The organism is Bradyrhizobium sp. USDA 4516 (assembly GCF_054055915.1).
On the sequence record NZ_JBSRXT010000001.1, the window covers coordinates 152,724 to 177,596 of the forward strand.

28 protein-coding genes are annotated in these 24,873 nt (G+C 64.4%); 14 read left to right on the forward strand and 14 right to left on the reverse strand.

Translation table 11 applies throughout. The annotated features are described in order from the left end of the window. Positions 1-11: 11 nt before the first annotated feature. The 4 genes from ACVI1L_RS00720 to ACVI1L_RS00735 form a co-directional block, all read right to left on the reverse strand. Positions 12-1,322, reverse strand: coding sequence for an ABC transporter substrate-binding protein (locus tag ACVI1L_RS00720; RefSeq protein ID WP_253625885.1), 1,311 nt, complete (start codon positions 1,320-1,322; stop codon positions 12-14). 176 nt (positions 1,323-1,498) lie between these two features. Beyond that, on the reverse strand, positions 1,499-2,263 hold the full coding sequence (locus tag ACVI1L_RS00725; protein ID WP_456782043.1) for a substrate-binding domain-containing protein: 765 nt from the start codon (positions 2,261-2,263) through the stop codon (positions 1,499-1,501). Positions 2,264-2,278: 15 nt separating this feature from the next. Next, positions 2,279-2,980, reverse strand: coding sequence for an NUDIX hydrolase (locus ACVI1L_RS00730; RefSeq protein WP_456782044.1), 702 nt, complete (start codon positions 2,978-2,980; stop codon positions 2,279-2,281). A 12-nt stretch (positions 2,981-2,992) separates the two neighbouring features. Further along, positions 2,993-4,018 carry an ABC transporter substrate-binding protein gene (locus tag ACVI1L_RS00735; RefSeq protein ID WP_229190068.1) on the reverse strand — a complete coding sequence of 342 codons (1,026 nt, stop codon included), beginning with the start codon at positions 4,016-4,018 and terminating at the stop codon, positions 2,993-2,995. Between the two features lie 188 nt (positions 4,019-4,206). On the opposite strand from ACVI1L_RS00735, the gene ACVI1L_RS00740 reads away from it, so the two are divergent. Together ACVI1L_RS00740 and ACVI1L_RS00745 are read left to right on the forward strand one after the other, a co-directional pair. After that, a complete protein-coding gene (locus tag ACVI1L_RS00740) occupies positions 4,207-4,656 on the forward strand; it encodes a cupin domain-containing protein (RefSeq protein ID WP_253639119.1) in 450 nt (149 codons plus the stop codon). A gap of 220 nt (positions 4,657-4,876) precedes the next feature. Next, positions 4,877-6,202, forward strand: coding sequence for a 4Fe-4S binding protein (locus ACVI1L_RS00745; RefSeq protein ID WP_057015068.1), 1,326 nt, complete (start codon positions 4,877-4,879; stop codon positions 6,200-6,202). A gap of 72 nt (positions 6,203-6,274) precedes the next feature. On the opposite strand, the gene ACVI1L_RS00750 is transcribed toward ACVI1L_RS00745, so the two are convergent. Beyond that, positions 6,275-7,159, reverse strand: a complete 885-nt coding sequence (locus ACVI1L_RS00750) for an SDR family oxidoreductase (protein ID WP_253589656.1) — start codon at positions 7,157-7,159, stop codon at positions 6,275-6,277. A 92-nt stretch (positions 7,160-7,251) separates the two neighbouring features. Here ACVI1L_RS00750 and ACVI1L_RS00755 point away from each other — a divergent pair, with 92 nt between their 5' ends. After that, on the forward strand, positions 7,252-8,085 hold the full coding sequence (locus ACVI1L_RS00755) for a helix-turn-helix transcriptional regulator (protein WP_253589655.1): 834 nt from the start codon (positions 7,252-7,254) through the stop codon (positions 8,083-8,085). Here the strand turns inward: ACVI1L_RS00755 and ACVI1L_RS00760 are convergent. Genes ACVI1L_RS00760 through ACVI1L_RS00770 form a run of 3 tightly spaced genes read right to left on the reverse strand, consistent with a single transcriptional unit; the run spans position 8,082 to position 9,884 of the window. Further along, positions 8,082-8,867, reverse strand: coding sequence for an ABC transporter permease (locus tag ACVI1L_RS00760; RefSeq protein WP_057015065.1), 786 nt, complete (start codon positions 8,865-8,867; stop codon positions 8,082-8,084). The genes ACVI1L_RS00755 and ACVI1L_RS00760 overlap by 4 nt on opposite strands. Then, complete coding sequence (locus ACVI1L_RS00765; protein WP_057015064.1) at positions 8,867-9,682, reverse strand: ABC transporter ATP-binding protein; 816 nt, start codon at positions 9,680-9,682, stop codon at positions 8,867-8,869. The genes ACVI1L_RS00760 and ACVI1L_RS00765 overlap by 1 nt, the downstream gene beginning before the upstream one ends. A gap of 34 nt (positions 9,683-9,716) precedes the next feature. Then, complete coding sequence (locus ACVI1L_RS00770) at positions 9,717-9,884, reverse strand: hypothetical protein (protein WP_168857129.1); 168 nt, start codon at positions 9,882-9,884, stop codon at positions 9,717-9,719. Here ACVI1L_RS00770 and ACVI1L_RS00775 point away from each other — a divergent pair. Further along, positions 9,883-10,806, forward strand: coding sequence for a ketopantoate reductase family protein (locus ACVI1L_RS00775; RefSeq protein WP_057015111.1), 924 nt, complete (start codon positions 9,883-9,885; stop codon positions 10,804-10,806). The two genes, ACVI1L_RS00770 and ACVI1L_RS00775, sit on opposite strands and share 2 nt — an antisense overlap. Here the strand turns inward: ACVI1L_RS00775 and ACVI1L_RS00780 are convergent. Next, positions 10,782-11,579, reverse strand: a complete 798-nt coding sequence (locus ACVI1L_RS00780) for an IclR family transcriptional regulator (RefSeq protein WP_456782045.1) — start codon at positions 11,577-11,579, stop codon at positions 10,782-10,784. The genes ACVI1L_RS00775 and ACVI1L_RS00780 overlap by 25 nt on opposite strands. 257 nt (positions 11,580-11,836) lie before the next feature. Between ACVI1L_RS00780 and ACVI1L_RS00785 the strand changes: the two genes are divergently transcribed. Genes ACVI1L_RS00785 through ACVI1L_RS00815 form a run of 7 tightly spaced genes read left to right on the forward strand, consistent with a single transcriptional unit; the run spans position 11,837 to position 17,638 of the window. Further along, entirely contained in the window at positions 11,837-12,952 is a 1,116-nt protein-coding gene (locus ACVI1L_RS00785; RefSeq protein ID WP_456782046.1) for an ABC transporter substrate-binding protein, read from the forward strand. Positions 12,953-13,008: 56 nt separating this feature from the next. Then, positions 13,009-14,358: an aromatic ring-hydroxylating oxygenase subunit alpha gene (locus ACVI1L_RS00790; RefSeq protein WP_253589652.1), complete on the forward strand. Its 1,350-nt coding sequence runs from the start codon at positions 13,009-13,011 to the stop codon at positions 14,356-14,358. Next, positions 14,355-15,161 carry an SDR family NAD(P)-dependent oxidoreductase gene (locus ACVI1L_RS00795; protein ID WP_076824289.1) on the forward strand — a complete coding sequence of 269 codons (807 nt, stop codon included), beginning with the start codon at positions 14,355-14,357 and terminating at the stop codon, positions 15,159-15,161. The genes ACVI1L_RS00790 and ACVI1L_RS00795 overlap by 4 nt, the downstream gene beginning before the upstream one ends. 32 nt (positions 15,162-15,193) lie before the next feature. Next, entirely contained in the window at positions 15,194-15,787 is a 594-nt protein-coding gene (locus ACVI1L_RS00800; RefSeq protein ID WP_456782047.1) for a 3-phenylpropionate/cinnamic acid dioxygenase subunit beta, read from the forward strand. Positions 15,788-15,814: 27 nt separating this feature from the next. Next, the gene (locus ACVI1L_RS00805) at positions 15,815-16,009 is read left to right on the forward strand and encodes a hypothetical protein (protein ID WP_456782048.1); all 195 of its coding nucleotides are present in this window, start codon (positions 15,815-15,817) and stop codon (positions 16,007-16,009) included. A gap of 23 nt (positions 16,010-16,032) precedes the next feature. Continuing rightward, positions 16,033-16,428 (forward strand): hypothetical protein, encoded by a 396-nt coding sequence (locus tag ACVI1L_RS00810; protein ID WP_456782049.1) that lies wholly within the window; start codon positions 16,033-16,035, stop codon positions 16,426-16,428. Between the two features lie 10 nt (positions 16,429-16,438). Next, positions 16,439-17,638: an FAD-dependent monooxygenase gene (locus tag ACVI1L_RS00815; protein WP_456782050.1), complete on the forward strand. Its 1,200-nt coding sequence runs from the start codon at positions 16,439-16,441 to the stop codon at positions 17,636-17,638. Between the two features lie 24 nt (positions 17,639-17,662). On the opposite strand, the gene ACVI1L_RS00820 is transcribed toward ACVI1L_RS00815, so the two are convergent. The 4 genes from ACVI1L_RS00820 to ACVI1L_RS00835 all read right to left on the reverse strand — a co-directional run bounded on the left by ACVI1L_RS00820 (position 17,663) and on the right by ACVI1L_RS00835 (position 20,022). Then, on the reverse strand, positions 17,663-17,935 hold the full coding sequence (locus ACVI1L_RS00820) for a DUF3551 domain-containing protein (RefSeq protein ID WP_016844297.1): 273 nt from the start codon (positions 17,933-17,935) through the stop codon (positions 17,663-17,665). A 115-nt stretch (positions 17,936-18,050) separates the two neighbouring features. Then, positions 18,051-18,323: a DUF3551 domain-containing protein gene (locus ACVI1L_RS00825; protein WP_057015057.1), complete on the reverse strand. Its 273-nt coding sequence runs from the start codon at positions 18,321-18,323 to the stop codon at positions 18,051-18,053. 39 nt (positions 18,324-18,362) lie between these two features. After that, the gene (locus ACVI1L_RS00830) at positions 18,363-19,034 is read right to left on the reverse strand and encodes a hypothetical protein (protein WP_456782051.1); all 672 of its coding nucleotides are present in this window, start codon (positions 19,032-19,034) and stop codon (positions 18,363-18,365) included. 151 nt (positions 19,035-19,185) lie between these two features. Beyond that, positions 19,186-20,022 (reverse strand): metal-dependent phosphohydrolase, encoded by an 837-nt coding sequence (locus ACVI1L_RS00835; RefSeq protein WP_456782052.1) that lies wholly within the window; start codon positions 20,020-20,022, stop codon positions 19,186-19,188. A gap of 230 nt (positions 20,023-20,252) precedes the next feature. On the opposite strand from ACVI1L_RS00835, the gene ACVI1L_RS00840 reads away from it, so the two are divergent. The 3 genes from ACVI1L_RS00840 (at position 20,253) to ACVI1L_RS00850 (ending at position 22,960) form a co-directional block, all read left to right on the forward strand. Further along, on the forward strand, positions 20,253-20,468 hold the full coding sequence (locus tag ACVI1L_RS00840) for a hypothetical protein (RefSeq protein WP_016844293.1): 216 nt from the start codon (positions 20,253-20,255) through the stop codon (positions 20,466-20,468). 147 nt (positions 20,469-20,615) lie between these two features. Further along, positions 20,616-21,404: an ATP-binding cassette domain-containing protein gene (locus ACVI1L_RS00845; protein WP_168857158.1), complete on the forward strand. Its 789-nt coding sequence runs from the start codon at positions 20,616-20,618 to the stop codon at positions 21,402-21,404. Next, positions 21,401-22,960 carry a glycine betaine ABC transporter substrate-binding protein gene (locus ACVI1L_RS00850; protein WP_456782053.1) on the forward strand — a complete coding sequence of 520 codons (1,560 nt, stop codon included), beginning with the start codon at positions 21,401-21,403 and terminating at the stop codon, positions 22,958-22,960. The genes ACVI1L_RS00845 and ACVI1L_RS00850 overlap by 4 nt, the downstream gene beginning before the upstream one ends. A gap of 99 nt (positions 22,961-23,059) precedes the next feature. On the opposite strand, the gene ACVI1L_RS00855 is transcribed toward ACVI1L_RS00850, so the two are convergent. Continuing rightward, positions 23,060-24,772, reverse strand: a complete 1,713-nt coding sequence (locus ACVI1L_RS00855; protein ID WP_456782054.1) for a sulfatase-like hydrolase/transferase — start codon at positions 24,770-24,772, stop codon at positions 23,060-23,062. Positions 24,773-24,873 lie beyond the last annotated feature (101 nt).

A 24,873-nucleotide genomic window follows, 5' to 3' on the forward strand; every position in this document is an offset into this window, starting at 1 on the left:
TCGCGAGCGAGCTATTTGTAGCTGTAGGTGGTGCCGGCCGGCAGCGGCAGCTCGGTCTCGCGCTGCATCTGGCTCTTCGGCCACACCACATAGGATTTGTCGTCGATATATTGCAGCACCACCGGGAACGAGCGCGCGTTCTGCCCGGCATACTGCTCTCCCTCGCCGTAGAACTTCACGCCATAGCCGAGCATGGTGCCGCCCTCGGGAATGTCGGCGTCGAGCGCGGCCTTGCGCAGCGCATCCGGATCGACGCCGCCATACTTCTTGATCGCGCGCGGCAAGACGTCGTCGAGGAACACATAGGCGTTGGCCGCGCCGATGCCGACATGGGCGGATCGGATCGGCACGCCGGGCTTCAGCCGGTCAAACTCCTCGCCGACCATCTTGATGACCGGCGGCAGCTTGGGATCCATGTTCTTCTGGTTGGCAAGCCAGATCGAGATCGGGTCGGTGTTGAAGAGATAGTTGGCGTCGGTGCCGAGCCCTTCCTTCAGCTTTTCGTAGACGCCGTAGCCCGCGCCATGGCCGACAATGGCGCCGAACTTCAATCCCTGCTCGCGGGCCTGGCGGAACAGCAGGGTAATGTCCGGATTGTAGCCGGTGTGGAAGATCACGTCGGGCTTGGCGCGCTTCAGCTTGGTCACCAGCGCCGACAGATCGGGCGCGGTCGCCGAATAACCCTCCTTGAGCACGATGTTGAAGCCGGCCTTCTTGGCGCCGGCCTCATTGCCCTTGGAGACGTCGACGCCATAGGCGCCGTCCTCATGGATGATGGCGACGCGGAGGTCCTTCGGCTCCTTGCCGAACTTGGACATGGAGTATTGCGCGATGAAGTCGGTCGTCATCATGCCGTACTGGTTGCCGGCGGCCTGCGGACGGAACACGTATTTGTAATTCTTGCCGTCGAACACGCCGGAGGAAATGCAGGTCGTGATCCACATGAACTTCTTCATCTGCTCGACCCGCGCCGACACCGGCACGCATTGCGCCGAGGAGAAGAAGCCCATCACCATGTCGACCTTTTCCTGCTCGAGCAGCCGGACGGCCTCGTTGATCGCGATGTCGGGCTTGCTCTGCGCGTCGGCATAGACGGCCTCGACCTTGTAACCCTCGACGCCGGTCTTGGCGTAATGGTCGAGCATGATCTTGACGCCGGTGTATTGCAGCTCGGAGCCGCCGCCGGCCAGCGGGCCGGTCAAATCGAAGATCACGCCGATCTTGATCTTCTTGTCCTGCGCATGCGCTGCATTGGCCACACCAAGCGCCGCAAGCGCGACAGATAGACCCGCAAGCCAGCGGGCAGCCCTCCTGACCGGCATGAATCCCTCCCCAGAGATTGTGCACTGCATTTTTTGTTGTCGTGCCGCCCTATCACAGGGGGAGCGGCCGATGATGTCAAGCGCGATGGCTGCGTCCGCACCGCGCAGGCTTGCGCAAAGTTTCGGCGGAACGGTGCCGACGCACGGTGCTCGGGCGCGCGCGTGGCAGCGGCAATTTATCCGCGGGGCCGTTCCATGCCGGCCCGTTTGATGGCCGCGAGCAAGATATCGCTGTCCGAGACAAGAAAATCGATCAGGCGCTTGGCGGCTTCCGGCGCTTGCGCGTCGCTGACGATCGCGGCCGTGAAGGTCTGGACCAGCTGGAAATCTGGCGGCAACAAACCGACAACTTCGATGCCGCCCTCCTGAACCAGTTCGCTGGTCGGGCCGATCGAGAGATTTGCCTTGCCTGCTCTCAGCGCTTCGGCCGCTTCGGTTCCGCGCGCCTCGAGGGTGAGCCTGACCGTGTCCGGCAAGTTCAGCCTGGGGAAAACCTTGTCGCGGACGTACTGTCCGCTCGTGCTGCTCGGCGCCACCACCTGGCCGGCGTCGATCAAGGCTTTCCTGAGCGCGACATCATTGCCGATGTCCGGCTTGCGAGAGCCTGCTCGAACCGCCGCGGCCAAAGGTGCCGTCGCCAGTCCGGCTTCCGATCCCGCACGAATTCGGCCGTCTTCGGTCAGACTTCGAAGCCCCTCGCGCGAAAGGATCACCACATCCGCTTTGGTGCCGTTCGCAAGCTGGTGCCTGATCGTCTTCGGACCGGTGCCCTCCGACGCGCCCGATCCGGTCTCCACCCCGATGCCCGTGCTTCGCTCGAATTCAGGCAGCACGTCGCGGTAGACCGTGGCGAAACCACCCGAAATGATGACCTTGATCGTGTTGGGGCCATCGGCGATTGCCGGTGTCGACGCAGCGGCAGCGGTGCCTTGCTCGGTCATTGCGCATTCCTTTGCCTAGGCCGGCAGCTGCGTCTCGATGAATGCGGTGACGAAGCGCGGCATTGCGGGAGTGAGATCGGCGCGGCTGCGCACCAGATGGATGCCCGCAAGCTCGGGATTTGCCTGGCGCGCGAGATTGGCCTCGATCCGCGCCCGCAGCGCGTCACCGGGCATATCGACGCGCAGGATCCGCATCATCGCAAGCGCAGGCCCGGTGTAGATGCAGTGCCAGTCGGCGTCGCCGCGGCAATCCGATGGCAACAATCCCGTCTCCTCCTCGAGTTCGCGCATCACGCTTCCGGCGATATCGACCGTGTCGCCCCTGATATCGTCGAGATCGGGCGTCCCTGACGGGAAATAGATGCGGCCGGCATTCGCGGTCTGCTCGCCCATCACCCCGCACACGAAGGCGCCGTCGCTGGCGAGCAGCGCCCCCATGCCGAAACCGTTGAACACCTCGCTGTCCGGAAAGCCCCAGTCGCGCCAGGCGAGGAAGCTCGCGAAATCGGTCTCGAAATAGCTCGCGCTGAGCCGCTCGCCGGCGAAGACCGGATCGCGCCCGAGCAGCACACGGCCGTTCCACAGGTTCGGGTTCAGCCGCTGCTGCTCGGCGAAATGCGCGTCGATCTCGACGCGCCGCTCGTCCGCAAACGGCCAGGGACGCCGCTGCAAGGCAAGGTCGAGCGCGGCGACACGACAAATGAGCGGAGACTGCATATCCGAACGTGTTTACTTCGCGTTTCCGGTCGTCTTCTTGACCTGGTCGACGAACTTGTTGGTGTAGGTCTTGGTGACGTCGATGCCGGCCTTCGCGACATCGGGTGACCCTTCGCTGAACACCGCGAGCACCGCCTCTGCGCCCTTGGGGTCCATCTTGCCGGTCTCGGAATACATCGGGATCGTGTTCTTCAGGGCCGCGAGATACTGCGCCTTGTCCTTGCCGACGAGCTCGTCGGGCATCTTGGCCATGATGTCTTCGGCGCTGTGCGAATGGATCCAGGCCAGCGTCGCCATGATCGCATTGGTCAGCGCCTGCACCTCCTTCTCGTGGCCGTTGACCCAGGCCGCGGTCGAATACAGCGCGCCGCCGGGATATTCGCCGCCAAACACCGCAAGCGTGTCGTGCTGGGTGCGGGTGTCGCTGAGGATCTTGAGGTCCTTGTAGCTGCCCTGCAGCACGGTGACGGCAGGATCGAGCATCACGGCGGCGTCGATCTGGCCCTGCTCCATCGCGGCCACCGCAGTGGCGCCGAGGCCGACGCCGATTACGGCGGTGCCCGTAGGATCGAGGCCGTTCTTCTTCAAGAGATATTTCAGGAAGAAATCGGTCGAGGAGCCCGGCGCGCTGACGCCGACCTTCTTGCCGGCGAGATCCTTGATCGAGTTGATCTCGCCGGTGTGCTTCGGCGACACCACCAGCACGAGGCCGGGATAGCGGTCATAGACCACGAAGGCCTGCAGCTCCTGCTTCTTGGCCGCAAGATTGACGCAGTGGTCGAAATAGCCGGAGACGACGTCGGCGCTGCCGCCGAGCACGGCCTTGAGCGCATCCGAGCCGCCCTTGAGGTCGACCAGTTCGACCGCGAGCCCGGCCTTGTCGTATTCGCCGAGTTGCTTGGCCAGCACGGTGGGCAGATAGCACAGGCAAGCGCCGCCCCCGACCGCGATGGTGATCTTGCTTTGCGCCGCGGCAAGGCCCGTGGACAGGGTCAGCGCCAGCAGCATTCCGGCAAGCTTGCCAAGCAGTTTGTTCATGACGTCCTCCGTTCGACTGGCCGGCAAGATAGAGGAGCCGGCAGGCCTTGAGAAGGCGACTTTCCGACAGCTGGTCAAGCCTGCGGGGGGGGGGGCGGCATAGCATCGCGGATACAAGAAAACGCAGAAGAAGCGCCAAAACCATAAGCACCAAGAATACTTCAAGGGAAACATCAAGGGAGGTCTTCATGAATCGTATTGCAACCGCGCTGTCGATCGCTACCGCCTTTGCCGCGAGCTGTGGCATCACCCATTTGCTGCGGCCGGCGCTCGCCGCCGAAAACATCACGGCGCGGGTCATCCACACCGGCGAGATGGAGGGTGACAAGCTCGGCGACGCCAACAAGGTCGGCTTCCGTTCCAAGATGTTCGTCTCCGCCGACGGCGCCACCGTCTCTATCCAGGACGGCAATGTGCCGAAGCACATGCATCCCAACACCAACGAGATGCAGTTCGTCCTCGAAGGCACCGGCACAGTCTGGCTCGGCGACAAGGAAGTGACGGTGAAGCCGGGCGACCTGATCGTGATCCCGAAGGGCACGCCGCATGGCGGCACCAAGCCGAACGGCCGCGCCATCAAGGCCATCGCGATCAAGACGCCGCCGCAGGCGCCGGATGATACCAAGCTGCTGGATTGATTACGGCCATCCTCAACGTCATTGCGAGCGAAGCGAAGGCAATCCATCTCTCCGGATAGGCGGACCCATGGATTGCTTCGTCGCTTCGTTCCTCGCAATGACGAAAGTCGCGCGCGCGCCAGCGCCGGTTCCATGACATGACACTTGACAGATAATTCACTTGCCTCAAGTTCGTTCGCTCCATAGTATTACGATCGTCATTTAATAGAAAGCTAGACCCATGAGCCTGGACGATCACCCCACGGTCAGGGCTGTGCGCGCTCGCAGCAGCGAACCGGTCCGCGACGTCCCGGTTTCATCGGAACTGATCAAGGACATCGCGCGCAGATGCGGAGCCGATGATGTCGGCATCATCGAGTTCGAACGGGCCGCCATCGCGCCGCAGCGGGACTTCATTCGCAAGGTCTATGGCCGGACGCGCTCCCTGCTCGCGATCGTCTGCCACATGAACCGCGAGCCGGTGCGCTCGCCCTCGCGCTCGGTCGCCAACGAGGAATTCCACAGCACCTACGATCACGTCAACGAAACCGCGCGTGCCATCGTTCGCGCGCTCGACGAGCACGGCATCCCGGCCTGCAACTCGGTTGCCGCGTTCCCGATGGAGATGGACCTGCCCAGGATCATGATGGTCCAGCACAAGCCGATCGCGGTGGAAGCCGGTCTCGGCCGCATGGGAATCCATCGCAGCGTCATCCACCCGAAATTCGGCAGCTTCGTCCTGCTCGGCACCATCCTGCTCGGATGCGAGGTCGACGCGCATGACCACCCGATCGACTACAATCCCTGCCTGGAGTGCAAACTGTGCGTCGCGGCCTGCCCGGTCGGCGCCATCAAGCCGGACGGCGGCTTCGATTTCCTGTCCTGCCACACCCACAACTATCACGACTTTCTCGGCAACTTCTCGCAGTGGGTGGAGAAGGTCGCGGATGCAAAGGACGCAAGGGATTATCGCGCCCGCGTTCCCCGCACCGAGACGCTAAACATCTGGCAATCGCTGTCGTTCAAGCCTGGCTACAAGGCGGCCTATTGCATTTCGGCCTGCCCGGCCGGCGAAGACGTGATCGGCCCCTTCCTCCACGATCGCGACGCCCACTTCTCCGATGTGGTGCAGCCGCTGATCGACAAGGACGAGTTCGTCTACGTGATCCCGGATACCGACGCCGAGGACACGGTGACGCGGCGCTTTCCGCACAAAAAGCTTCAGCATGTCACGTCTGGCCGCCATACCGGCAGCCTGCAGGCCTATATCTTTTCGCTCTCGCTCGGATTTCAGCGCGGCAGGGCCCGAGGTCTGGATTTCGTGACGCATCTGCGCTTCACCGGCACGAGCGCGCTGGACATGACCGTTGCGATCAAGGGCAAGGATCTCCAGGTCGTGCCGGGACGGCATGTCGGAGAGGCGGCTCTGACCATCACCGCCGATACCCAGGCCTGGCTGCGCGTGCAGAACCGCGACCTCGAACTGGCCGACGCGATTGCCGCGAAGCTGGTGAGCTACAGCGACGAAGCATTGTTCGCCGCCTACATGCGGTGCTTCCCGCTCTGAGCCGCAGCGTAGATGCGTAGGGTGGCTTACGCCTTCGGCTATCCCACCCTACGCATCCTACTGCGCTGCTTCTTACTGCGCGGAATCGATCAGCTGTTCGAGATCGGCAATCAACCCCGGCCCGGTCGGCTGCCATCCAAGCTTCCTGCGCGTCTGCTCGCTGGAAGCCGCGATGTCGTATGCCGCGAACGTGCCGAGCCAGCCAAAGAAGGCCTGCGCCTCTTGCGGGGCGATGGATTTGACCGGCAGCTTCAGCCGCCGTCCGATCGTTTCGGCAATATCGCGCATCGAGACCCCCTCTTCCGCGACGGCGTGATACCTTGCGTTCGGCTCAGCCTTTTCGATGGCCAGCCGGTAGAGACGCGCCACGTCGAGAACATGCGCCGCCGGCCAGCGATTTTGCCCATCGCCGAGATAGGCGCACGCGCCCTTTTCGCGGTACACCGCGATCAAGGGGGTGATGAGACCCTGCCTGACAGGATCGTGAACCTGGGGAAGACGCATGGCCGACGCGCGGACGCCGTTCAGCGACAGGGCCGTCTGTTCCGACACGCGGGGGAATGGGAAATCCGGCGATATCGTTTGGTCCTCAGTCGCGATCTGGCCGGGCTTGGCCAATCCCGCCAAGCCTCCGGTTACGATCAATGGCCTGTCCGATCCAGCCAGAACAGAGCCCAAGGCTTCGATGGCGCGGCGGTCGATCTCGCAACTCTTCGCGAAATTAGACCAGTCGTGAACGAAGCCCAGGTGAATGACAGCATCCGAAGCGCTTGCCCCCTTGCGTAAGCTATCAAGGTCCTCGAGCGAGCCGCGAAGAACCTCCGCGCCAATGGCAGAGATCGCGTTCGCCCCCTCGTCCGAACGGGCCACACCAAGAACCTGATGTCCGGCGGCGATCAGGTCCTTGACGACGGGCGTGCCGATGAATCCGGTGGCACCAGTGACGAACACACGCATGAGGAAGTCTCCAGGTTTCGTTGGAGACAAATCTGGCCCTGCGCGCTATCCTGTTAAAGTAGTGACCTTATCATGGTATAATAGCTAACAGGATGAGCGAACCGCTCGCGCAAGAGAACCTGCTCGGCGCCTACCTGAAGGACCGCCGCAGCAAGCTCGATCCGGCCGTGTTCGGCTTTCCGCCGGAGCGGCGGCGCACGCCGGGCCTGCGCCGCGAAGAGGTGGCGCAACGCGCCAACATCAGCGCGACCTGGTACACCTGGCTCGAACAGGGCCGCGGCGGCGCGCCCTCGGCCGATGTGCTCGACCGCATCGCGCGTGCGCTGATGCTGACCGATGTCGAGCGCGAGCATCTGTTCCTGCTCGGCCTCGGCCGCACGCCCGAGGTGCGCTACCAGAAGAGCGAAGGCGTCACCCCCCGGCTGCAGCGCGTGCTCGACGCGCTGGAGCCGCGCCCCGCCGTGATACGCACCGCAACCTGGGATATCGTCGCCTGGAACCGGGCCGCGACCGTCATGCTGACGGACTACGGATCGCTGCCGGCGCGCGAGCGCAACGTGCTGCGCTTCATGTTCCTCGATCCGCGCGTCCGCGCGGCACAACATGACTGGGCCAGCGTGGCGCGCTTCGTGGTCGGCGCCTTCAGGGTGGACGCTGCGCGCGCCGGCGCAGCTGCCGAGGTGCAACCCTTCGTCGACGAGTTGTGCCGGCTCAGCCCGGAATTCGCGGCGCTGTGGCGCGACAATGACGTGCGAGCCCATGGCGAGGGCGTCAAGCAGCTGCGGCACCCGATCCTGGGTCAGGTCAAGTTCGAATATTCGGCGTTCGCGGTCGATGGCCGGCCCGACCTCAGCATGATCGTCTACAATCCGATTGACCCGGAGGTGACGGAGAATATCCGCGGGTTGATCGAGGCAGTACCCTAATCATGCGTCACCGGCGTCGGCCGCCACACCAGCAGCCGATTCTCGACCATCGTCACGCCCATGTCGATCAGGATGACGAAGGCGGACAGCACGAACATGCCCGCGAACACGCCGGCGACGTCGAAGACGCCCTCGGCCTGCTGGATCAGGTAGCCGAGGCCGGCGGCGGAGCCGAGATATTCGCCGACCACCGCGCCGACCACGGCAAAGCCGACCGAGGTGTGCAGCGAGGAGAACATCCAGGACAGCGCCGACGGCCAGTAGACGTGGCGCATCAGCTGCCGCTCGTTCATGCCGAGCATGCGGCCATTGTCGAGCACCGTGGTCGGCACTTCCTTGACGCCCTGGTAGACGTTGAAGAACACGATGAAGAACACCAAGGTCACGCCGAGCGCGACCTTGGACCAGACGCCGAGCCCGAACCACAGCGCGAAGATCGGCGCCAGCACCACGCGCGGCAGCGCGTTGACCATCTTCACATAGGGATCGAACACCGCGGCGACGCGCGGCTGCCGCGCGAACCAGAAGCCGACCAGAATGCCGCCGGCCGAGCCGATCACGAAGGCGAGGATGGATTCCCACAGCGTAATCGCGAGATGCTTCCAGATCACCCCGGTCGAGAACCATTTCACGATTTGGCTGAAGACGTCGAGCGGATTGGAGAAGAAGAACGGCGGCAACAGCACCTTGCCGAACACCGACACGGTGGAAAAGACCTGCCACAGCGCCAGCGTGACGACGGCGACGAGAACCTGCAGGGACAACAGTGTGACGCGCGACATCAGGCAGCTCCCGCCTGCGTCGACTGGACATAACCCTTCATCACCTCGTCCTTCAGCACGCCCCAGATCTCGCGGTGCAGGGCATGGAAATCCTTCTCCATCCGGATCTCGGCGATGTCGCGCGGCCGCGGCAGCGTGATGCGCCAGTCGCCGATGATGCGCGCGGAAGGACCGGCCGACATGATCACGACGCGATCGGCCAGCGCGATCGCCTCCTCGAGATCGTGGGTGACGAACAGCACCGCCTTGCGGTCGGCGCTCCACAATTCCAAGAGCAGATTGCCCATGATCTGCCGGGTCTGGGCGTCCAGCGGACCGAACGGCTCGTCCATCAGGAGGATCTTCGGATCGCGGATCAGGACCTGCGCCAGCGCAACACGCTTGCGCTGGCCGCCCGACAGCATGTGCGGATAGCGATTGGCGAAGGCGCCGAGCCCGACCGAGGTCAGCCATTTCTGCGCGCGCGCGAGCGCCTCGGCGCGCGGCGTGCCTGATATCTCGAGCCCGATCGCGACATTGTCGATCGCGGTCTTCCAGGGGAACAGCGCATCGGCCTGGAACAGGTAGCCGGCATCACGGTTGAGGCCGCTCAGCGGCTTGTCGAAGATCCTTGCTGTTCCGGCCGCGGGCTTGAGCAGCCCAGCCGTGACGTTCAGCAGCGTCGACTTCCCGCATCCGGTCGGACCGACAATGGCGACGAACTCGCCATGATCAACCGAAAGATTGGCCCGTTCGACCGCGGTATAGACGCGTCCATCCGCCAACCGAAACGCCACCGTCGCACTGTCAAGCGCGACCGCCGTCGGCTCCGTCATCGCCACGCATCCCTCCCGAACTTTCCGAGATGGCTTAGCGGTTCGGGCAGGCAAGTTCAACGCAGGAAGATGGCGTAGCAAACAAGGCTGTGGTCACGCGATTTTCAGACAGGCCGGGGTTGCGCAATTGCGCAACCGGGTTGCGCATTGCGCCGACATCGTCGAGGCTGCAGCCCAAAGCGACGAACAAGGAGACAATCATGCGGATCGCAGTGGTGGGCGCCGGAGGCGTCGGGGGCGGCTTTGGTGCGGCGCTCGCGCATGCCGGCGCCGACGTCACCTTTATCGCGCGCGGCGCTCATTTGGCCGCCATGCGCAGCGAGGGGCTGAAGGTTCAGGGTGGCCGCGGCGAAACCCATCTGGTCCCGACCCAGGCGACCGACGATCCGGCAAGCGTCGGCCCGGTCGATATCGTGCTGTTCTGCGTCAAGCTGTGGGACGTCGAGAGCGCCGGCCAACACATCAGGCCGATGGTCGGCCCCGACACCGCGGTGATCCCGCTGCAGAACGGCATCGACGCGCCCGACAGGCTGGTCCCGATTCTGGGACGCAACGCGGTGATGGGCGGCGTGGCACAGATCTCGGCCTCGATCATCAAGCCTGGCGTCATCAACCAGGTCGGCACCTTCATGCGCATGATCTTCGGTGAGCTCGACGGCCGCATCACGCCGCGCGGCAAGGCGCTGCTCGATCTCTGCCTGAAGGCCGGCTTCGACGCGACCTTGAGCGAGCAGATCAACACCGAGCTCTGGATGAAGTTCGTCGGCCTCGCCACCAATGCCGGCATGACCGCGGTCACCAGGCTGCCGATCGGCAAGCTGCGCGACGATCCCGATTTGCGCCCGCTCTTCGTATCGGCTTGCGAGGAGATCATCGCCATCGCGCACGCCAACGGCATCAGGCTGCCGCCGGATGCGCTGACGAAAGTGCTCGACTTCATCGGACACGCGCCGCCGGCGATGAAGGCCTCGATGGCGCTCGATCTCGAGCGTGGCAACCGGCTCGAACTGCCGTGGCTGAACGGCAAGGTGGTCGAGTTCGGCCGCAAGCTCGGCGTCCCGACGCCGACGCACGACATGCTCTATGCGGTGTTGAAGCCCTATGCGATGGGCGCGCCGTCCTGATAGCCCAGCAGAACCGAAATCTGCCGGCCGGCCTCGCGCACCAGCTTTGAATATTCCAATAGCTTCCGCTCGTCGATGCGCGCGCTCGGTCCGTAGAGGCCGACCGAACCGACCACCTCGCCGCGGTGATCGAAACAAGGCGCGGAGACGGCAACCGCGCCGGCGAAGATCTCGCCATGGCTGGTCGCATAGCCGTTGCGCCGCGCAAAGGTCAGCGCGTCCTCGAGCCGCGCACGGTCTGCGCTCTTTGCAATGCTGGCAAGAAGCGCGGCTTGCCGCTTCGGGTCCATGAAGGCCAGCATCGCCTTGCCGGTCGATCCCTGGATCAGGCTCAGACTGTGGCCGACGCCGCGGCTGATCGAGAGCACGTGACGGCTCTCGCATTCGAGGATGCAGATGCCGCGATCGTCCTGCTCGCGGAACAACGCTGCGGTCTCGCCGGTCGCCTCGCGCAGGCCTTCGACGACCGGGCGCGCGATCGCGACCACCTCGAGACCCTTCAGCCAGACATGGGCCAGCTTCATCACGCCGTGCGACAACCGGAAACGCTGCGGGTCGCCTTCGGCCTGGATCAGGTCGCGCTGCGCCAGCGTCTGCAGCAGGCGATAGAGCGTCGGCCGGCTTAGCCCGACCCGCTTCTGGATCTCGATCACGCTCATCGCCGGCTGATCCGGCGTGAAGCATTGCAGGATCGCGATGGCGCGGTCGACGGCCCGCACGCCTAACGCCCCCTGCTCCGCGTCCAGAACCTCCGCCTTCGGTTTCTTTGCCATCCGTCCACATCCGCAAAATCGGCAGGGGCGCGCTGCATCCAGCGCGCTTGACCAAGCGGCCCGCGCGGATAGTATCGCAAATTATGAGAATAATGTCCACTAGATGGACATGACATGCGAAAAATCGACGGGAGGATTGGAATTGCTGGAGACAAACACCTCGCGCAGATGGGCCGCCGCCGCGATCGCCACGCTGATGGCTCACAGCGCCGCTGGCGTACGCCGCACCCGACGGCTCAGGCATCTCGGACGGCGTAGTGCGGATTGCGGTGCTGGGTGACTACGGCAGCGGCCGCGATCTCGGCGGGCCGGGCTCGGTGACCGCCGCCAAGCTTGCCGCTGAGGATTTTCACAACAAGGTGCTGGGCAAGCCGATCGAGATCATCTCGGCGGATCACCAGAACAAGCCGGACGTCGCGGTCGGAATCGCGCGGCAATGGTTCGACGTCGAGCATGTCGACGCGGTGACCGATCTCGCCGTGAGCTCGGTCGGACTCGCCGTCGCCGGCCTTGCAACGCAGAGCAACCGCACCGCGCTGGTCTCGGGCGCCGCGACGTCCGATTTGACCGGCGACAAATGCTCGCCCGTCGTCACGCATTGGGCCGACGACACCTACGCACTGTCGGCCGGCCTGGTCGGCGAGCTGAGCCGCCGCGTCGGCAAGGAATGGTTCTTCGTCGCGGTCGATTACTCATTCGGCACCGCGATGGTGAAGGATGCCTCGCGCGCGGTGACCGATACGGGCGGCAAGGTGATCGGCGCGGTGCGCTATCCCTTCAACACCACCGACTTCTCATCCTTTTTGCTGGCCGCGCAGAGCTCCGGCGCCAAGGTGGTGGCGCTGGCCGGCACCGGCGCCGACACCGTCAACGCGGTGAAGCAGACCCACGAATTCGGCCTGCAACAGGGCGGGCAGACCATCGTCGGCATGCTGACCTTCATCTCCGACGTCCATTCGATCGGCCTGCGCGACGCGCAGGGCATGTACATCGCGTCCCAATACTACTGGGATGATGACGACGGCACCCGCGCCTTCGCCAAGCGCTTCATCGAGATCGAGAAGCGTGAACCGACCAAATTGCAGGCCGCGACCTACGCCGCCGTGCGCCACTATCTGAAGGCGATCGAGGCCGGCGGCAGCGACGAGGCGAAGGCGGTGAACGTCGAGATGCGCAAGCTGCCGGTCGATTTCTTCGGCCGCCCCGCGCACATTCGCAAGGACGGCCGCGTCGTCTACGACCTCTCGCTCTACCGCGTGAAGAAGCCGGATGAGAGCAAATATCCCTGGGACTACTACCAGAAGATCGCGGCCATCCCCGGCGACAAGGCCTTCCGCCCGGAGGGAACGGGCGGCTGCAAGCTCGACAAGTAGGACGCACCATTATCGCCGCGACGCGCGGTCGCGCATGCAAGATCAAGGAGGAGCCGATGCCGCTTCGCAACGATTTCGATCAGCTTGTTGACGTCAAGGGTGGCTTCATCAGCCGCGAGATCTTCGTGGATGCCGATATCTATCGGCAGGAGCTCGACAAGGTCTTCACCCGCGCCTGGCTGCTGGTCGGCCACGAAAGCCTGGTGCCCAATCCCGGCGACTTCTACACCTCGCGGATGGGCGAGGAATCCGTCATCCTCTGCCGCGACAAGAAGGGCGAGATCCACGTCTTTCTCAATTCGTGCCGGCACCGCGGCATGAAGGTGTGCCGCTACGAGCAGGGCAACACGTCGTTGTTCACCTGCCCCTATCACAGCTGGACCTACACCACCGACGGCAAGCTGCAGGGCGTTCCGCTGCACCGGACGCTGTATGACGGGGTGCTCGACCGCGAGGCCAACTCGCTGGTCTCGGTGGCGAAGCTCTGCAACTACAAGGGCTCAATCTGGGCGACCTGGGACAAGGACGCGCCCGACTTCATCACCTATCTCGGCGATGCCAAGATCCATCTCGACCAGGCGCTCGACTGCCGCGACGGCCGCGAGGGCGGCTCCGAGGTGATCGGCGTCCACAAATGGGTATTCCCCGCCAACTGGAAATTCGCCGCCGAGAATTTCCTCGGCGACACCTATCACAACCCGAGCCATCGCTCGGTCGACCTGATCGGCATCGGGCCGAGCGCTGCCGCCGGCAAGAAGGGTCGCCGCGACGACGAGCTGGAGAAAGCACAGCACGTCTGGATCAGCTTTCCGGAAGGCCATGGCGTGCACAGCGCGATCCAGCCGGAGGCCAATGAATATATCGAGTCCTTCCTCGACAACCCGATCCTCGAAAAATACTTCCGACACTGTTTCGAGGAGCGCAAGCGGCGGCTCGGCGAAGGGGCGCGGCTGCTGCCGTTCGTCGGCACGATCTTCCCCAACACCTCCTATCACGGCCGTCAGCCGCGCGGACTTTGCGCCTGGCATCCGCACAGCCCGACCTCGACCGAAGGCTGGCGCTTCTTCCTGGTCGACAAGGACGCGCCGAACGAAGCCAAGGAATATCTGCGCCGCTACTACATGCGCTACTCCGGCCCCGCCGGCATGACCGAACAGGACGACATGGAGAACTGGCTCTATGCGACCGCGGCGAGCACCGGCACGGTGGCGCGGCGCTATCCCTTCAACTATCAGCAGTCGATGGGCGCCTACGTCACCGATCATCCGCTCGGCGGCGATGTCTCCACGCAAGTCACTGAGCAGATCGCGCGCGGCTTCTATCGCCGCTGGACCACCTACATGCAGGGCGGCGACTGGCACGAACTGCTCGGATCACCCGCCGGCAACCGGCAGGCCGCAGAATGAGCGCGCCCGCAAAAACCGTCCTCGTCAGCGGGGGCACCTTCGGCATCGGCCGCGCGATCACGCTCGGCCTCGCGCGGCGCGGCCACGCGGTGGTCGCCTTCGGTCTCGAGGCGGCGCAGGTCTCGAGTACCGCGCAGAACGCCATTCCGGCCCTGCGCGACGAGCTTGATCGCGAAGGCCTCTCCGCCGAACTGATGGAAGCCGACGTATCGCGGGCCGGCGATGTCGCCAAGGTGGTCGCCCACACGATGGCGCGGTTCGGACGCATCGACGGCGTCGTCAACAACGCCGCGATCGGCCCGCTCGGCACAGTGCTCGACACCGACGAGGCGCTGTTCGACCGGATCATCGCCGTCAATCTGAAAGGACCGTATCTGACTAGCCGCGCCGCGATCCCGCACATGATCGCGCAAGGCGGCGGCTCGATCGTCAACATCGGATCCGGCGCCGGCTGGGGCAAGCCGAACATGGCGGTCTACAGCGCGAGCAAGGGCGGCGTTGTCGCGCTGAGCGCAGCGATGGCCTACGACTTCTTCCACCAGCGCATTCGCGTCAACACCGTGATTCCCGGCGGCGGCGGCATCGTCAGCGGCATGAGCCTCGGTCGTGTCGGCGGCGATGCGGCGCGTTTCGGCAAGGGCGCGCCGGGCACCGCCGCGGGCCGCGTCGCCGCCGGTGACGACATCGCCAATGTGGTCGCCTTCCTGCTGTCGCCGGAAGCCGAAACGCTGTCCGGCACCGTGATCGATGTCGGCTGCTTCGCCCAGCAGGGCGGACCGATCCCGCCCAAGCCGGCGCTCTGACAACCCCTGCGATGCCTGATGAGGAGATAGCGATGACGACGACCGTTCAGGATCAGGACCAACAACAACACGCCGGCAACGCCGCGATCGAGCGATCGGCGGCCTACTACCGGCTGAAGGCCGATGTCGAGGATTTCTACTACCACGAGGCCGATTTGCTCGACGACCGGCGCTTCCGCGACTGGCTCGAGCTACTCACCGACGACATCAGCTATTTCATGCCGATCCGCCGCAACGTGAAGTTCGGCCAGCAGGCCGCGCGCGAGAACACCAAACGCGGCGAAGGCATCAGCTGGTTCGACGAGGACAAATGGACATTGACCAAACGGGTCGAGCAGATCCTGACCGGGGTGCACTATGCTGAGGAGCCGCTGTCGCGGATCACGCATATGGTCAGCAATGCGCAGATCAAGGGCGCGCGGCCCGACATCGATGCAGCCCGTGAGCTCGATGTCACCAGCCGCTTCCTCGTCTATCAGAACCGCGTCGAGTACGAGACCTACATCTTCGTCGGCCGTCGCAACGACGCGCTACGCCTGACCGACACTGGCTGGAAGATCGCGCGGCGCGAGATATTGCTTGAACAGAATATCCTGCTGGCCAAGAATCTCACGACGTTCTTTTGAGCGGGTCCAAGGATTGCAAGGGTAGCGATGATTGACGTGATGGCGATCAAGGTGGGGACGCGGCTGAAACTGGAGGCCGGCGTCGTCGCCGAAGTGGTGGAGAACATGGACGATGGCCAGTGGCTGCAGGTGCGCTATCTGGAGTGCCCTGCCCGGCCCGCCGACGTTGGCATGGTGGAGCTGTGCCACGCCCAGGACGTCATCAAGGTGCTCAGCGAGTAATCCCAGTCAACGGACCGACGATCATGCTGCGATTTGAATACATGCCGAGCGATTTTCATCCGCTGTTCCTGTTCCTCGGCGAATCTGCCGATCTCGCCGCCCTGGCAATGCTGCTGCGCCACTTTGCCGAGAACCCGAAGACCATTGCCGTCGCGGAGCGGATTCCCGGCGCCGTTTCGCGCGACGCGCTGGTGCTGGCGCCCGCCGACGACGAATTCGGCATGCGCGATCTCGGCGGCCGCTTTGCCTGGAAACTGACCGATTGGCAGGCGGAGCGGATCGCCGAGCGCATCGAGCTGTTAACCCCTGAGGATAACAAGTCCGGCTCGGAGATCGTCGAGATCGGCAGCGTCGGCGAGATCCCGGTCAAGCTGTCGCGCGGCGAATTCACCGACGACTTCCTGATCACGCGCAGATAGCAGAGTTCGCGTGAGTACACACCGCAGGCCAAAGGTCCTGATTGCCGGCGCCGGGATCGGCGGCCTTGTCGCCGGATTGTCGCTGCTGCAGCGTGGCATCGAGGTCGAGATCTTCGAGCAGGCGTCCGAGCTGCGCGAGCTCGGCGCCGGTGTCCAGCTCAGCGCCAACGGTACACGCGTCCTGATCGCGCTCGGGCTTGAGCAAGAGATGCAGGCGATCGCCTGCGAGCCCTCGGGCAAGGAGATCAGGCTGTTCAGCACCGGGAGGACCTGGAAACTATTCGACCTCGGCGCCTCCTCGCGCGTGATCTATGGCGCGCCCTACTGGATGGTGCATCGCGGCGACTTTCACCGCGTGCTGGTCGACGCATTCACGGCTCGGGCGCCGGGGCGCCTGCATCTCGGCAGCCGCTGCACCGGATTTGACCAGGACGACGACGGCATCTGGCTGCACCTTGCCAATGGCGAGCGTCGGCGCGGCGACGCCGTGGTCGGCGCCGACGGCGTGCACTCCGAAATTCGCCGGCAGATCGGCGGCCACACCAAACCGTTCTTCTCGGGCGTGGCCGCCTGGCGCGGCCTGGTGCCGATGGAACGGCTACCGGCGAGCCTGCAACGGGACGTCGGCACCAACTGGATCGGCCCGGGCGGCCACGTCATCACCTATCCGGTTCGCCGCGGCGAGCTGTTGAACTTCGTCGGTATTTTCGAGGGTGAGAGCTGGTCGGTCGAATCGTGGACCGAACGCGGCACGCGCGAGGCCTGCAGCGGAGCCTTTGCCGGATGGAATCCAGAGATCCACACCATTATCGCGAGCCTCGATATTCCCTACAAATGGGCGCTGCTCGGCCGCGACCCGCTCGATCGCTTCGTCGTCGGGCGCGCCTGCCTGCTCGGCGACGCCGCGCACCCGACGCTGCCGTTCCTGGCCCAGGGCGCCAACATGGCGATCGAGGACGGCATGGTGCTGGCGCGCTGTCTTGAAGGCTTCCCGCCCGACGAAGCACTGCAGCGCTACCAGACCGCACGGCTGACGCGGACGAACGCGATCGTGGTGAAGTCGGCCGAGAATGCCAGGCGCTTCCATAATCCCGCGCTTGCCGACGCCGAAGGCGCCGACGCCTATGTCTCGCGCGAATGGCAGCCGGACCGGGTGCGCGAGCGCTATGATTGGCTGTTCACCTACAATGCCTTGCGTGTGCCATTTTGACGGGACGAGTTTCGCGGGCCCGCCTCACTGAACGGGATGGCGTCCGCGGCGCACCGGACGTTCCGGCGGTGGTGGCGGAGGAGCGAAGAAGGGATTGACGATGCACATCGCAGAGAGACCCGATGCGGTCGCCTGACACTGCGGGATCGAGGTGTAGCTGCAATCGATGTGGTCTCCGGCCATCGGCCCGTTATAGAGATGCAAACAGACCGGATAGTTCGGATCATAGGCCTGTCCGGCGGCAGGTCGGGCCAGCGCGACCGCGAACGCAGCGATCGCGAAAAGTTTCAGGCGCATCGGATTCTCCTTATTGCTCGGACCGTTTCCTCACAACTGCCGGAGTTAGTCAACCGCACTGGGGACACGACGGCCATACAGTCTTGAGCGACGGCAGGCGGCAAGCCTGAGCGCGCTAGTTGGCGGACTGGCGTTGTCGCTGCCCCCGTTGCTTTGGCGGCTTTTTCGGACCTTTGTAGAACGGATTGACCGAACACGTCGCGGAGCGTCCCGAGGCCGTCGCCTGGCACTGCGGAAGCGACGTGTAGCTGCAATCGATATACTCGGGCGTCAGCCTGCCGCCATAGACTTCCAGGCACACTGGATAGTTCGGATCGTACATCTGTGCGGGGGCGGGCCCGGCGATGCAAACGCCGACGGCGGCGATGATGATGAGTTTCAAACGCATCGAATTCTCCTCAAGCCTCGTCCGGAACGCAGGGCCCGGCTATCGTTGCTCGTCGGCCGGCTTGCCGTCGCCCTCACCGAGGCAGCGGATCATGAAGGCCGTCGTGTCCCGCGGCAGCACTTGCGCGGCGCGCGCCTTGAGACGGCATTCGAGCTGCGCGATCTGGCGCGCCCGCTGCCGTTCGGACGGCAGCGTCGATTGCCGCAACCGCCGCAACGTCATCGGCGAGCCGTCCGACTCGAAGCTCAGCTCGTATTTCTTGCCGTTCTGGTCGGCGGCGGCGCAGGTGATGGTGGACACCTGCCGCGTGATGAAGCTTCCGACCTGACGGCATGAGCCCGTCGACATCTCGACCAGCGGCACCGGCAGACCATCCACCCGCGGGCGGTCGCTCGACTTCAGCAACATGCGGTCGACCGCGAGCTCGAACAGATTGTCCTGAGTGCGCTCGGTGCTCTCGCCGGAGAACGAGATGATGTGGTTCTTGTCGGCGGGATCGTCGAGTACCACGGTGAATTCGGAACGGCCGCGCAGGGTGTGGAAATAGGCGACTGCCTTGCAGGTGTAGCTGCGGCCGGCGACGGTGACATTGCGGCAAGTGCCGGACATCAACGCGTACAGATCGACGTCGTAGACCGGACCGGCGGCAACGGCTAGCGCCGGCCAGCAGAGAACGGCAGCCGCAATCAATTGAGCGAAACGGGAGATCATGCTGAAAGGGTCGAAAACACGGTCGCTGGAGGGGTCCATGGCGCAAGGTCGCTGATTTCCATGGACTGTGCAACGACGAAGCAGGCCTAAATGTGGACACCACGCGAACGGCTGGGGAACGCAGCACAATCCGTGCTGAAAGGCCGCGGCGTCAGATTTGCGGGCCGGACAGCGTCACCTCGCGCTCGGCGCGGAACACGTTGCTATAGAGGTTCGCGATCCACTGGCGGCCGCTTGCCGTCATGTTCAGGCAGTTGATGGCGCCCTGAATGTGCGGCGCAACCATGTTCCAGTAGAATTGCGGATAGCGGTCGACGATATCGGCCGGCGACTCATAGCCGAGCTGGCGGTTGATGCCGACCTCCTCGAACTCGTGATAGAGCGCGTTGGCCTTCCTGATGTAGTTGGGATCGCCGAGCTGACCGATGAAATCGGCCGCCCGGACGATCGACGCCTCATCGTCATATTGCTGGCCTTTGGGCGCCGGAAACCGCGTACCCTCGATGTTGCGCGCGACGCGCTCGCGATCGAGTGGAAGGACGGCCTCGAGCCTGTCGAGCACATAAAGCTTCGAGCGGTCGACATGATACGGCATCAGGCCGGCATCCGACGAGCCACGCGGCAGCACCACCTTGTTGCCGGAGGCATCGATGACGTAGCCATCGGGTCCATCGCCTTTCAAAAGACCGCGCACATAGCCGATGTCGTGAGTCAGGCAGGCGATGATGGTGTGGGTGTAATCTTCGGCGGTGACGTGGGTGTGCAGCGCGCGGCCGCGGATGATGTCATGCCCGGCGAGCGTGACCAGCATCGTGTGCTCGACATTGTGGTAGAGCGCGTCGCTGTTGCCGATGCATTCCAGCGCGATGCGCGCGGCGGCTGGCAGGAGCTCGCCGAAGCGCGCCTGCGAAGCGCCGAAGGTGCGGCTGACATGCGTGGCGAGAAACTTCTCCAAAGCACCTGCCGCCAACTCAGGTAACGTCATCATCGATGCAGCCCCCGACCGCGCAACGTTCCTCGCTTGCCCCGATCTCACGCCGTAGTTGGGCAGCGACTATAGCGTATCTACGGGCGTGCGGCTACGCGCTGACGGCCGTGACGATTCGCTCCGGCCGTACTTTCCCGGTCTTGTCGGCTGCGACGCCAGAGCTGCCGATAGTGGCATGAACCCTGCATGATTCGGGTCAGACCGGGTTAACCCCACTGATAAAGGCCGTCATGCTCGTTACGCTCGTCGCCATCCTCTGCAATGCTCAACTCTGCATGGAAAAGGTCGTCACCACCAGTGACCAATCCGGCATCACCATGGGCGCCTGCGCAGTGAATGCGCAGATCGGCATCGCTGATTGGCTCGCCAAGGGGCCGTATCACGAATGGCACCTGCAGAGCTATAAATGCATCATGGGCAAGTACGTACCCAAGAACGAAGTGTGATGTGTGCTCACAGCCCCGGACGGGGCTGATCCGCTTCGACCGGAACAGCCTGCGAAACCACCGCGCAGGCGCCAGCGCCTCGAGTCAAAGTCCAATTTATGGGCTATCACTGTCGTTAACGACGGTGAGACATGAGGTCGCCCTGGAATGCCCGCAACGCCGCTGATTGCCTATGCGCATGTCGGCAAGAGTTTTGACAGTGGTCGCGTGGTGGCGGTCGACGACGTCTCGCTTGACGTGGCCGAGGGTGAATTCCTGGCGATCGTCGGCGGCTCGGGCTCCGGCAAGACGACGCTGCTGAGGCTCGCCAATCGCCTGATCGAAGCCGATCACGGCCGGATCGCGGTCGAGGGTGAGGATGTCAGCCGCATCGACCCGATCCTGCTGCGGCGCCGCATCGGCTATGTCTTCCAGAGCGGTGGGCTGTTTCCGCATCTGTCCGTCGCCGACAACATCGGCATCACGCCACATCTGCTCGGCTGGACGCAGGCGGAGATCTCGGCGCGGGTCGATGAACTGCTCGACCTTGTGCGGCTCGACAACTCACAATATCGCGAGCGTTTGCCGCACGAACTCTCCGGCGGCCAGCGTCAACGCATAGGCGTCGCGCGTGCGCTGGCTGCGAAGCCGCGCATCGTGCTGATGGACGAGCCGTTCGGCGCGCTTGATCCCCTCACCCGCGACGCGCTCGGCGACGATTATCGAACGCTGCACCGCGAGCTCGGCCTGACCACGGTCATGATCACCCACGACATGACCGAGGCGTTACTGCTGGCCGATCGTGTCGCGGTGATGCGCGGCGGCAGGCTGCTGGCCCAGGGCACGCCGGTGGAGCTCTCGGCCAGCACCGACGGCTATGTCGGCGAACTGATGCGCACGCCGCGGCGGCAGGCGGAACGCCTGGGCGCTTTGCTGCCGCGGGGCGACACGGCATGACTCTATCAGCCGATCCGCGCTGGAGCGAGGCGCTTTCCCATCTGCCCGACTATCTCGGCAATCATGTGCGGGTCAGCGTCGCCGCGCTGGCGCTCGGGCTCCTGATCAGCCTGCCGCTTGCGATCATCGCTCGTAACCGGCCGGTGCTGCGCACGACGTTGCTCGGGCTTGCCAGCATCGTGCAGACCGTGCCCGGTCTCGCGCTGCTCGCATTGTTCTATCCGCTGCTGCTGGCGTTCGCCGCGTTGACCGCAGCGTGGCTCGGCTTCAGCTTCTCCGCCTTCGGCTTCCTGCCCGCCGTGCTGGCGCTCGCGCTCTATTCGATGCTGCCGGTGTTGCGCAACACCATCACCGGCCTGTCCGGGGTCGATCCGGCGGTGCTGGAAGCCGCCCAGGGCGTCGGCATGACGCCGCGGCAATCGCTCACCATGGTCGAGCTGCCGCTGGCGCTGCCGGTGATGATGGCCGGGATCCGCACCGCGGCGGTATGGGTAATCGGCACCGCCACCTTGTCGACGCCGATCGGCCAGACCAGCCTCGGCAACTACATCTTCGCGGGATTGCAGACCCAGAACTGGGTGTTCGTGCTGTTCGGCTGTTTCGCTGCGGCCGTGCTCGCGCTTGTGGTTGACCAATTGCTGGCGCTGATCGAGAACGGCCTGCGGAATCGCAGCCGCATCCGGACGGCACTCGGCGGGCTCGGTATTGCCGCCCTGATCGCGGCGACGGTGGTGCCCGCGATCGCGCGCCCGCATGCGGGCATCGTGGTCGGCGCCAAGACTTTTACCGAGCAATATGTGCTGTCGGCGTTGATCGCGCAGCGGCTACAGGCGGCGGGCCTTCCGGCCACGACCCGCGCCGGCCTCGGCTCCAACGTGATCTTCGACGCGCTCGCGGCCGGCGATATCGATGTCTATGTCGACTATTCCGGAACGCTGTGGGCCAACCAGTTCCACCACACCGACATCAAGCCCCGCGCCGAGCTGTTGGGCGAATTGCAGACAACGCTGGCGAAGCAAGACATCACGCTGTTCGGCGAGCTCGGCTTCGAGAATGCCTATACGCTGGTGATGCCGAGGAAGCGCGCCGAAGAGCTCGGCATCCATTCGATCGCCGACCTCGCGTCACGCGCGGCGACGATGTCGATCGCCGGAGACTATGAATTCTTCTCGCGGCCGGAATGGACCGGCATCCAGAAGGCTTATGGGCTGACGTTCCGCGCCCAGCGTCAGATGCAGCCGGATTTCATGTATGCGGCTGTTGCCTCCGGCGAGGTCGACGTGATCGCGGGCTACACCAGCGACGGATTGATCGCGAAATACGATCTTGTCACGCTCGAGGACAACAGGCACGCCATCCCGCCCTATGACGCCATCGTCCTGCTGTCGCCAAAGCGGCGCGACGACGAGGCGCTCAAGGCGGCGCTGCGGCCGCTGCTCGGCAAGATCGATATCGCCGGGATGCGCGAGGCGAATTTGCGCGCGTCGGGCAACGACGCATCATCGTCGCCCGACGCCGTGGCGCGCTGGCTGTGGGGGAAGGTCGGCGGAAAATAGCCTCTCGCCTTCATTGCGAGCGAAGCGCAGCAATCCACCTCTCCGCTTGCGAGGAAAGATTGATTGCTTCGTCGCTACGCTCCTCGCAATGACGACGTCTCACAATCCCTTGATGATCCCCGCGTCGATCAACAGGCGATTGAAGCGGCGTGCTTCTGCGCCGTCCTTGCAGGAATAGAATGCGCCGTTGCAGCGAAGCATGATCGCCTTCTGCTCCTCGAACGACGGGTCGAGCGGAATGCCCGCGGCTTCCTGAATCACCAGCGGCAGATAGGCGGCGTCGATCGTGTCCATCACCGCCGGGCTCTTCACGGGTTCGAAGTTGACGGCGTCGATCGCATAGTAGGTCGCGTAATAGCGCGGATCGTAATCCATCAGCTTCTTGCCGATGCCGGCCTCGTCGAGATCGGGATCGAGCAGCTGCGGCGAGAATTCCGGCTGATGATCGCCGTAACGCACGATCAGGAAAGGCTGCGCCGGAAACTTCTTCTTCAGCGCCGCGACGAAGCCGGCATAGTCGCCAGCGCTCATCGCCTGCCGGCGCAGATATTCGTCGACCGCGGGCGTATTGCCCGGCCGCTTCCACGACGGCAGCAACTCGGGACGGAATTTGGTTTCCCAGGGGAAATGATTGGCGGCGAGATAGACGAAGGCGAACAGCGGCGTGCCTGACGTCTTTTGCTCGGCCATCAGCTTCAGCGCCTTGTCGTAGAAGAAGCTGTCGGGCTCGACATCCTTCGCATGCAGGTCATGCGCGTCGTAGAAGCGCTGGATGCCGGTCGTGGTCTGGAAGTTGCGCGCGCTCATGAAGGCGCCGAATGCGGGATAGAGCGAGAGCGTGTCGTAGCCGCAGCGGCGCAGCGCCAACGGCAGGCCGCGCTCCACGCGCCCCGATGCGATGCGGGTGACGAAATAGGAGAACCGGCCGAACGAGCGCGAGGATAATCCCGCAAGCACGTTGTACTCGGTGAACCAGCTCGGCCCGCCATTGCTCTCGGCAAGGAATTTGCGCGCGACGCCGTCGTAGGACTTGAACTGGCTGCCATAGCCCGGCGGCACCTTGACGCCGGAGGCGGCGCGGATGTCGAAACTCGATTCATCATGGATCATGATGATGTTCGGCCGCCGCCCGGCGGGATGACAGGCATCGACCAGGGGCATCTTGAGCTGATCGCTCGCGGTCGGATCCGACTCCATAAAGCCGTAGGCGACGAAATCGGACACGGCCGTGACGCCGGAGCGCGCGAACTTCGAGAGGTAGCCGTCGTCGTAATAGCCGCGCCAGGCTTCATCCGGCCAGGCGAAGGCATAACCCGAGAGCGCCGCGGTGCAGGCGAGGCAGGCCGCCGCAGCCGGCAGCCGGCGAATGCGGAACGAATCGAGCCACCACAGCGCGTACATCAGGGGCAGCGTGACGAGGCCGGCGCCGATGATCGACCAGCGCAGGCTCGGGAAGATCGTCAGCAGGAACGCCGCGGTGTCGCGGTCGATCACCATCAGGTCGACGAAGTTCGCGGTCATCTGCACCACGTCGTGCTTGAAGCGCGACAGCAGCACCAAGACCACGACCAGTGTCAGCGACAGCGCGCCCGACAGCGCCGGCCGGCGCAGCAGCGCGATGAACAGGAAGTTCAGGATTCCCCAGGTGAGCAGGAAGCAAAGCCGCGAGCCGAAATCGGTCTCGGTGCGCAGCATCAGAATCAGCGCGCCGAAATGCGGTGCCGCGACCGCCATCAACCGCCAGATGCCAAGCGCGGCAAGACCGCCGGCCAGTGCGGCAACGGAGGAGTTCTGCTGAGGCGCGGGCGCCATGGGCGGGACGCAATACAACCCGGCGCAATGCCACCGCCTTGACTGGCAACGGCCAGGAGGCATGCGGCACAGCCGGTGTCTGGGCCGCGTCACAAAACCGT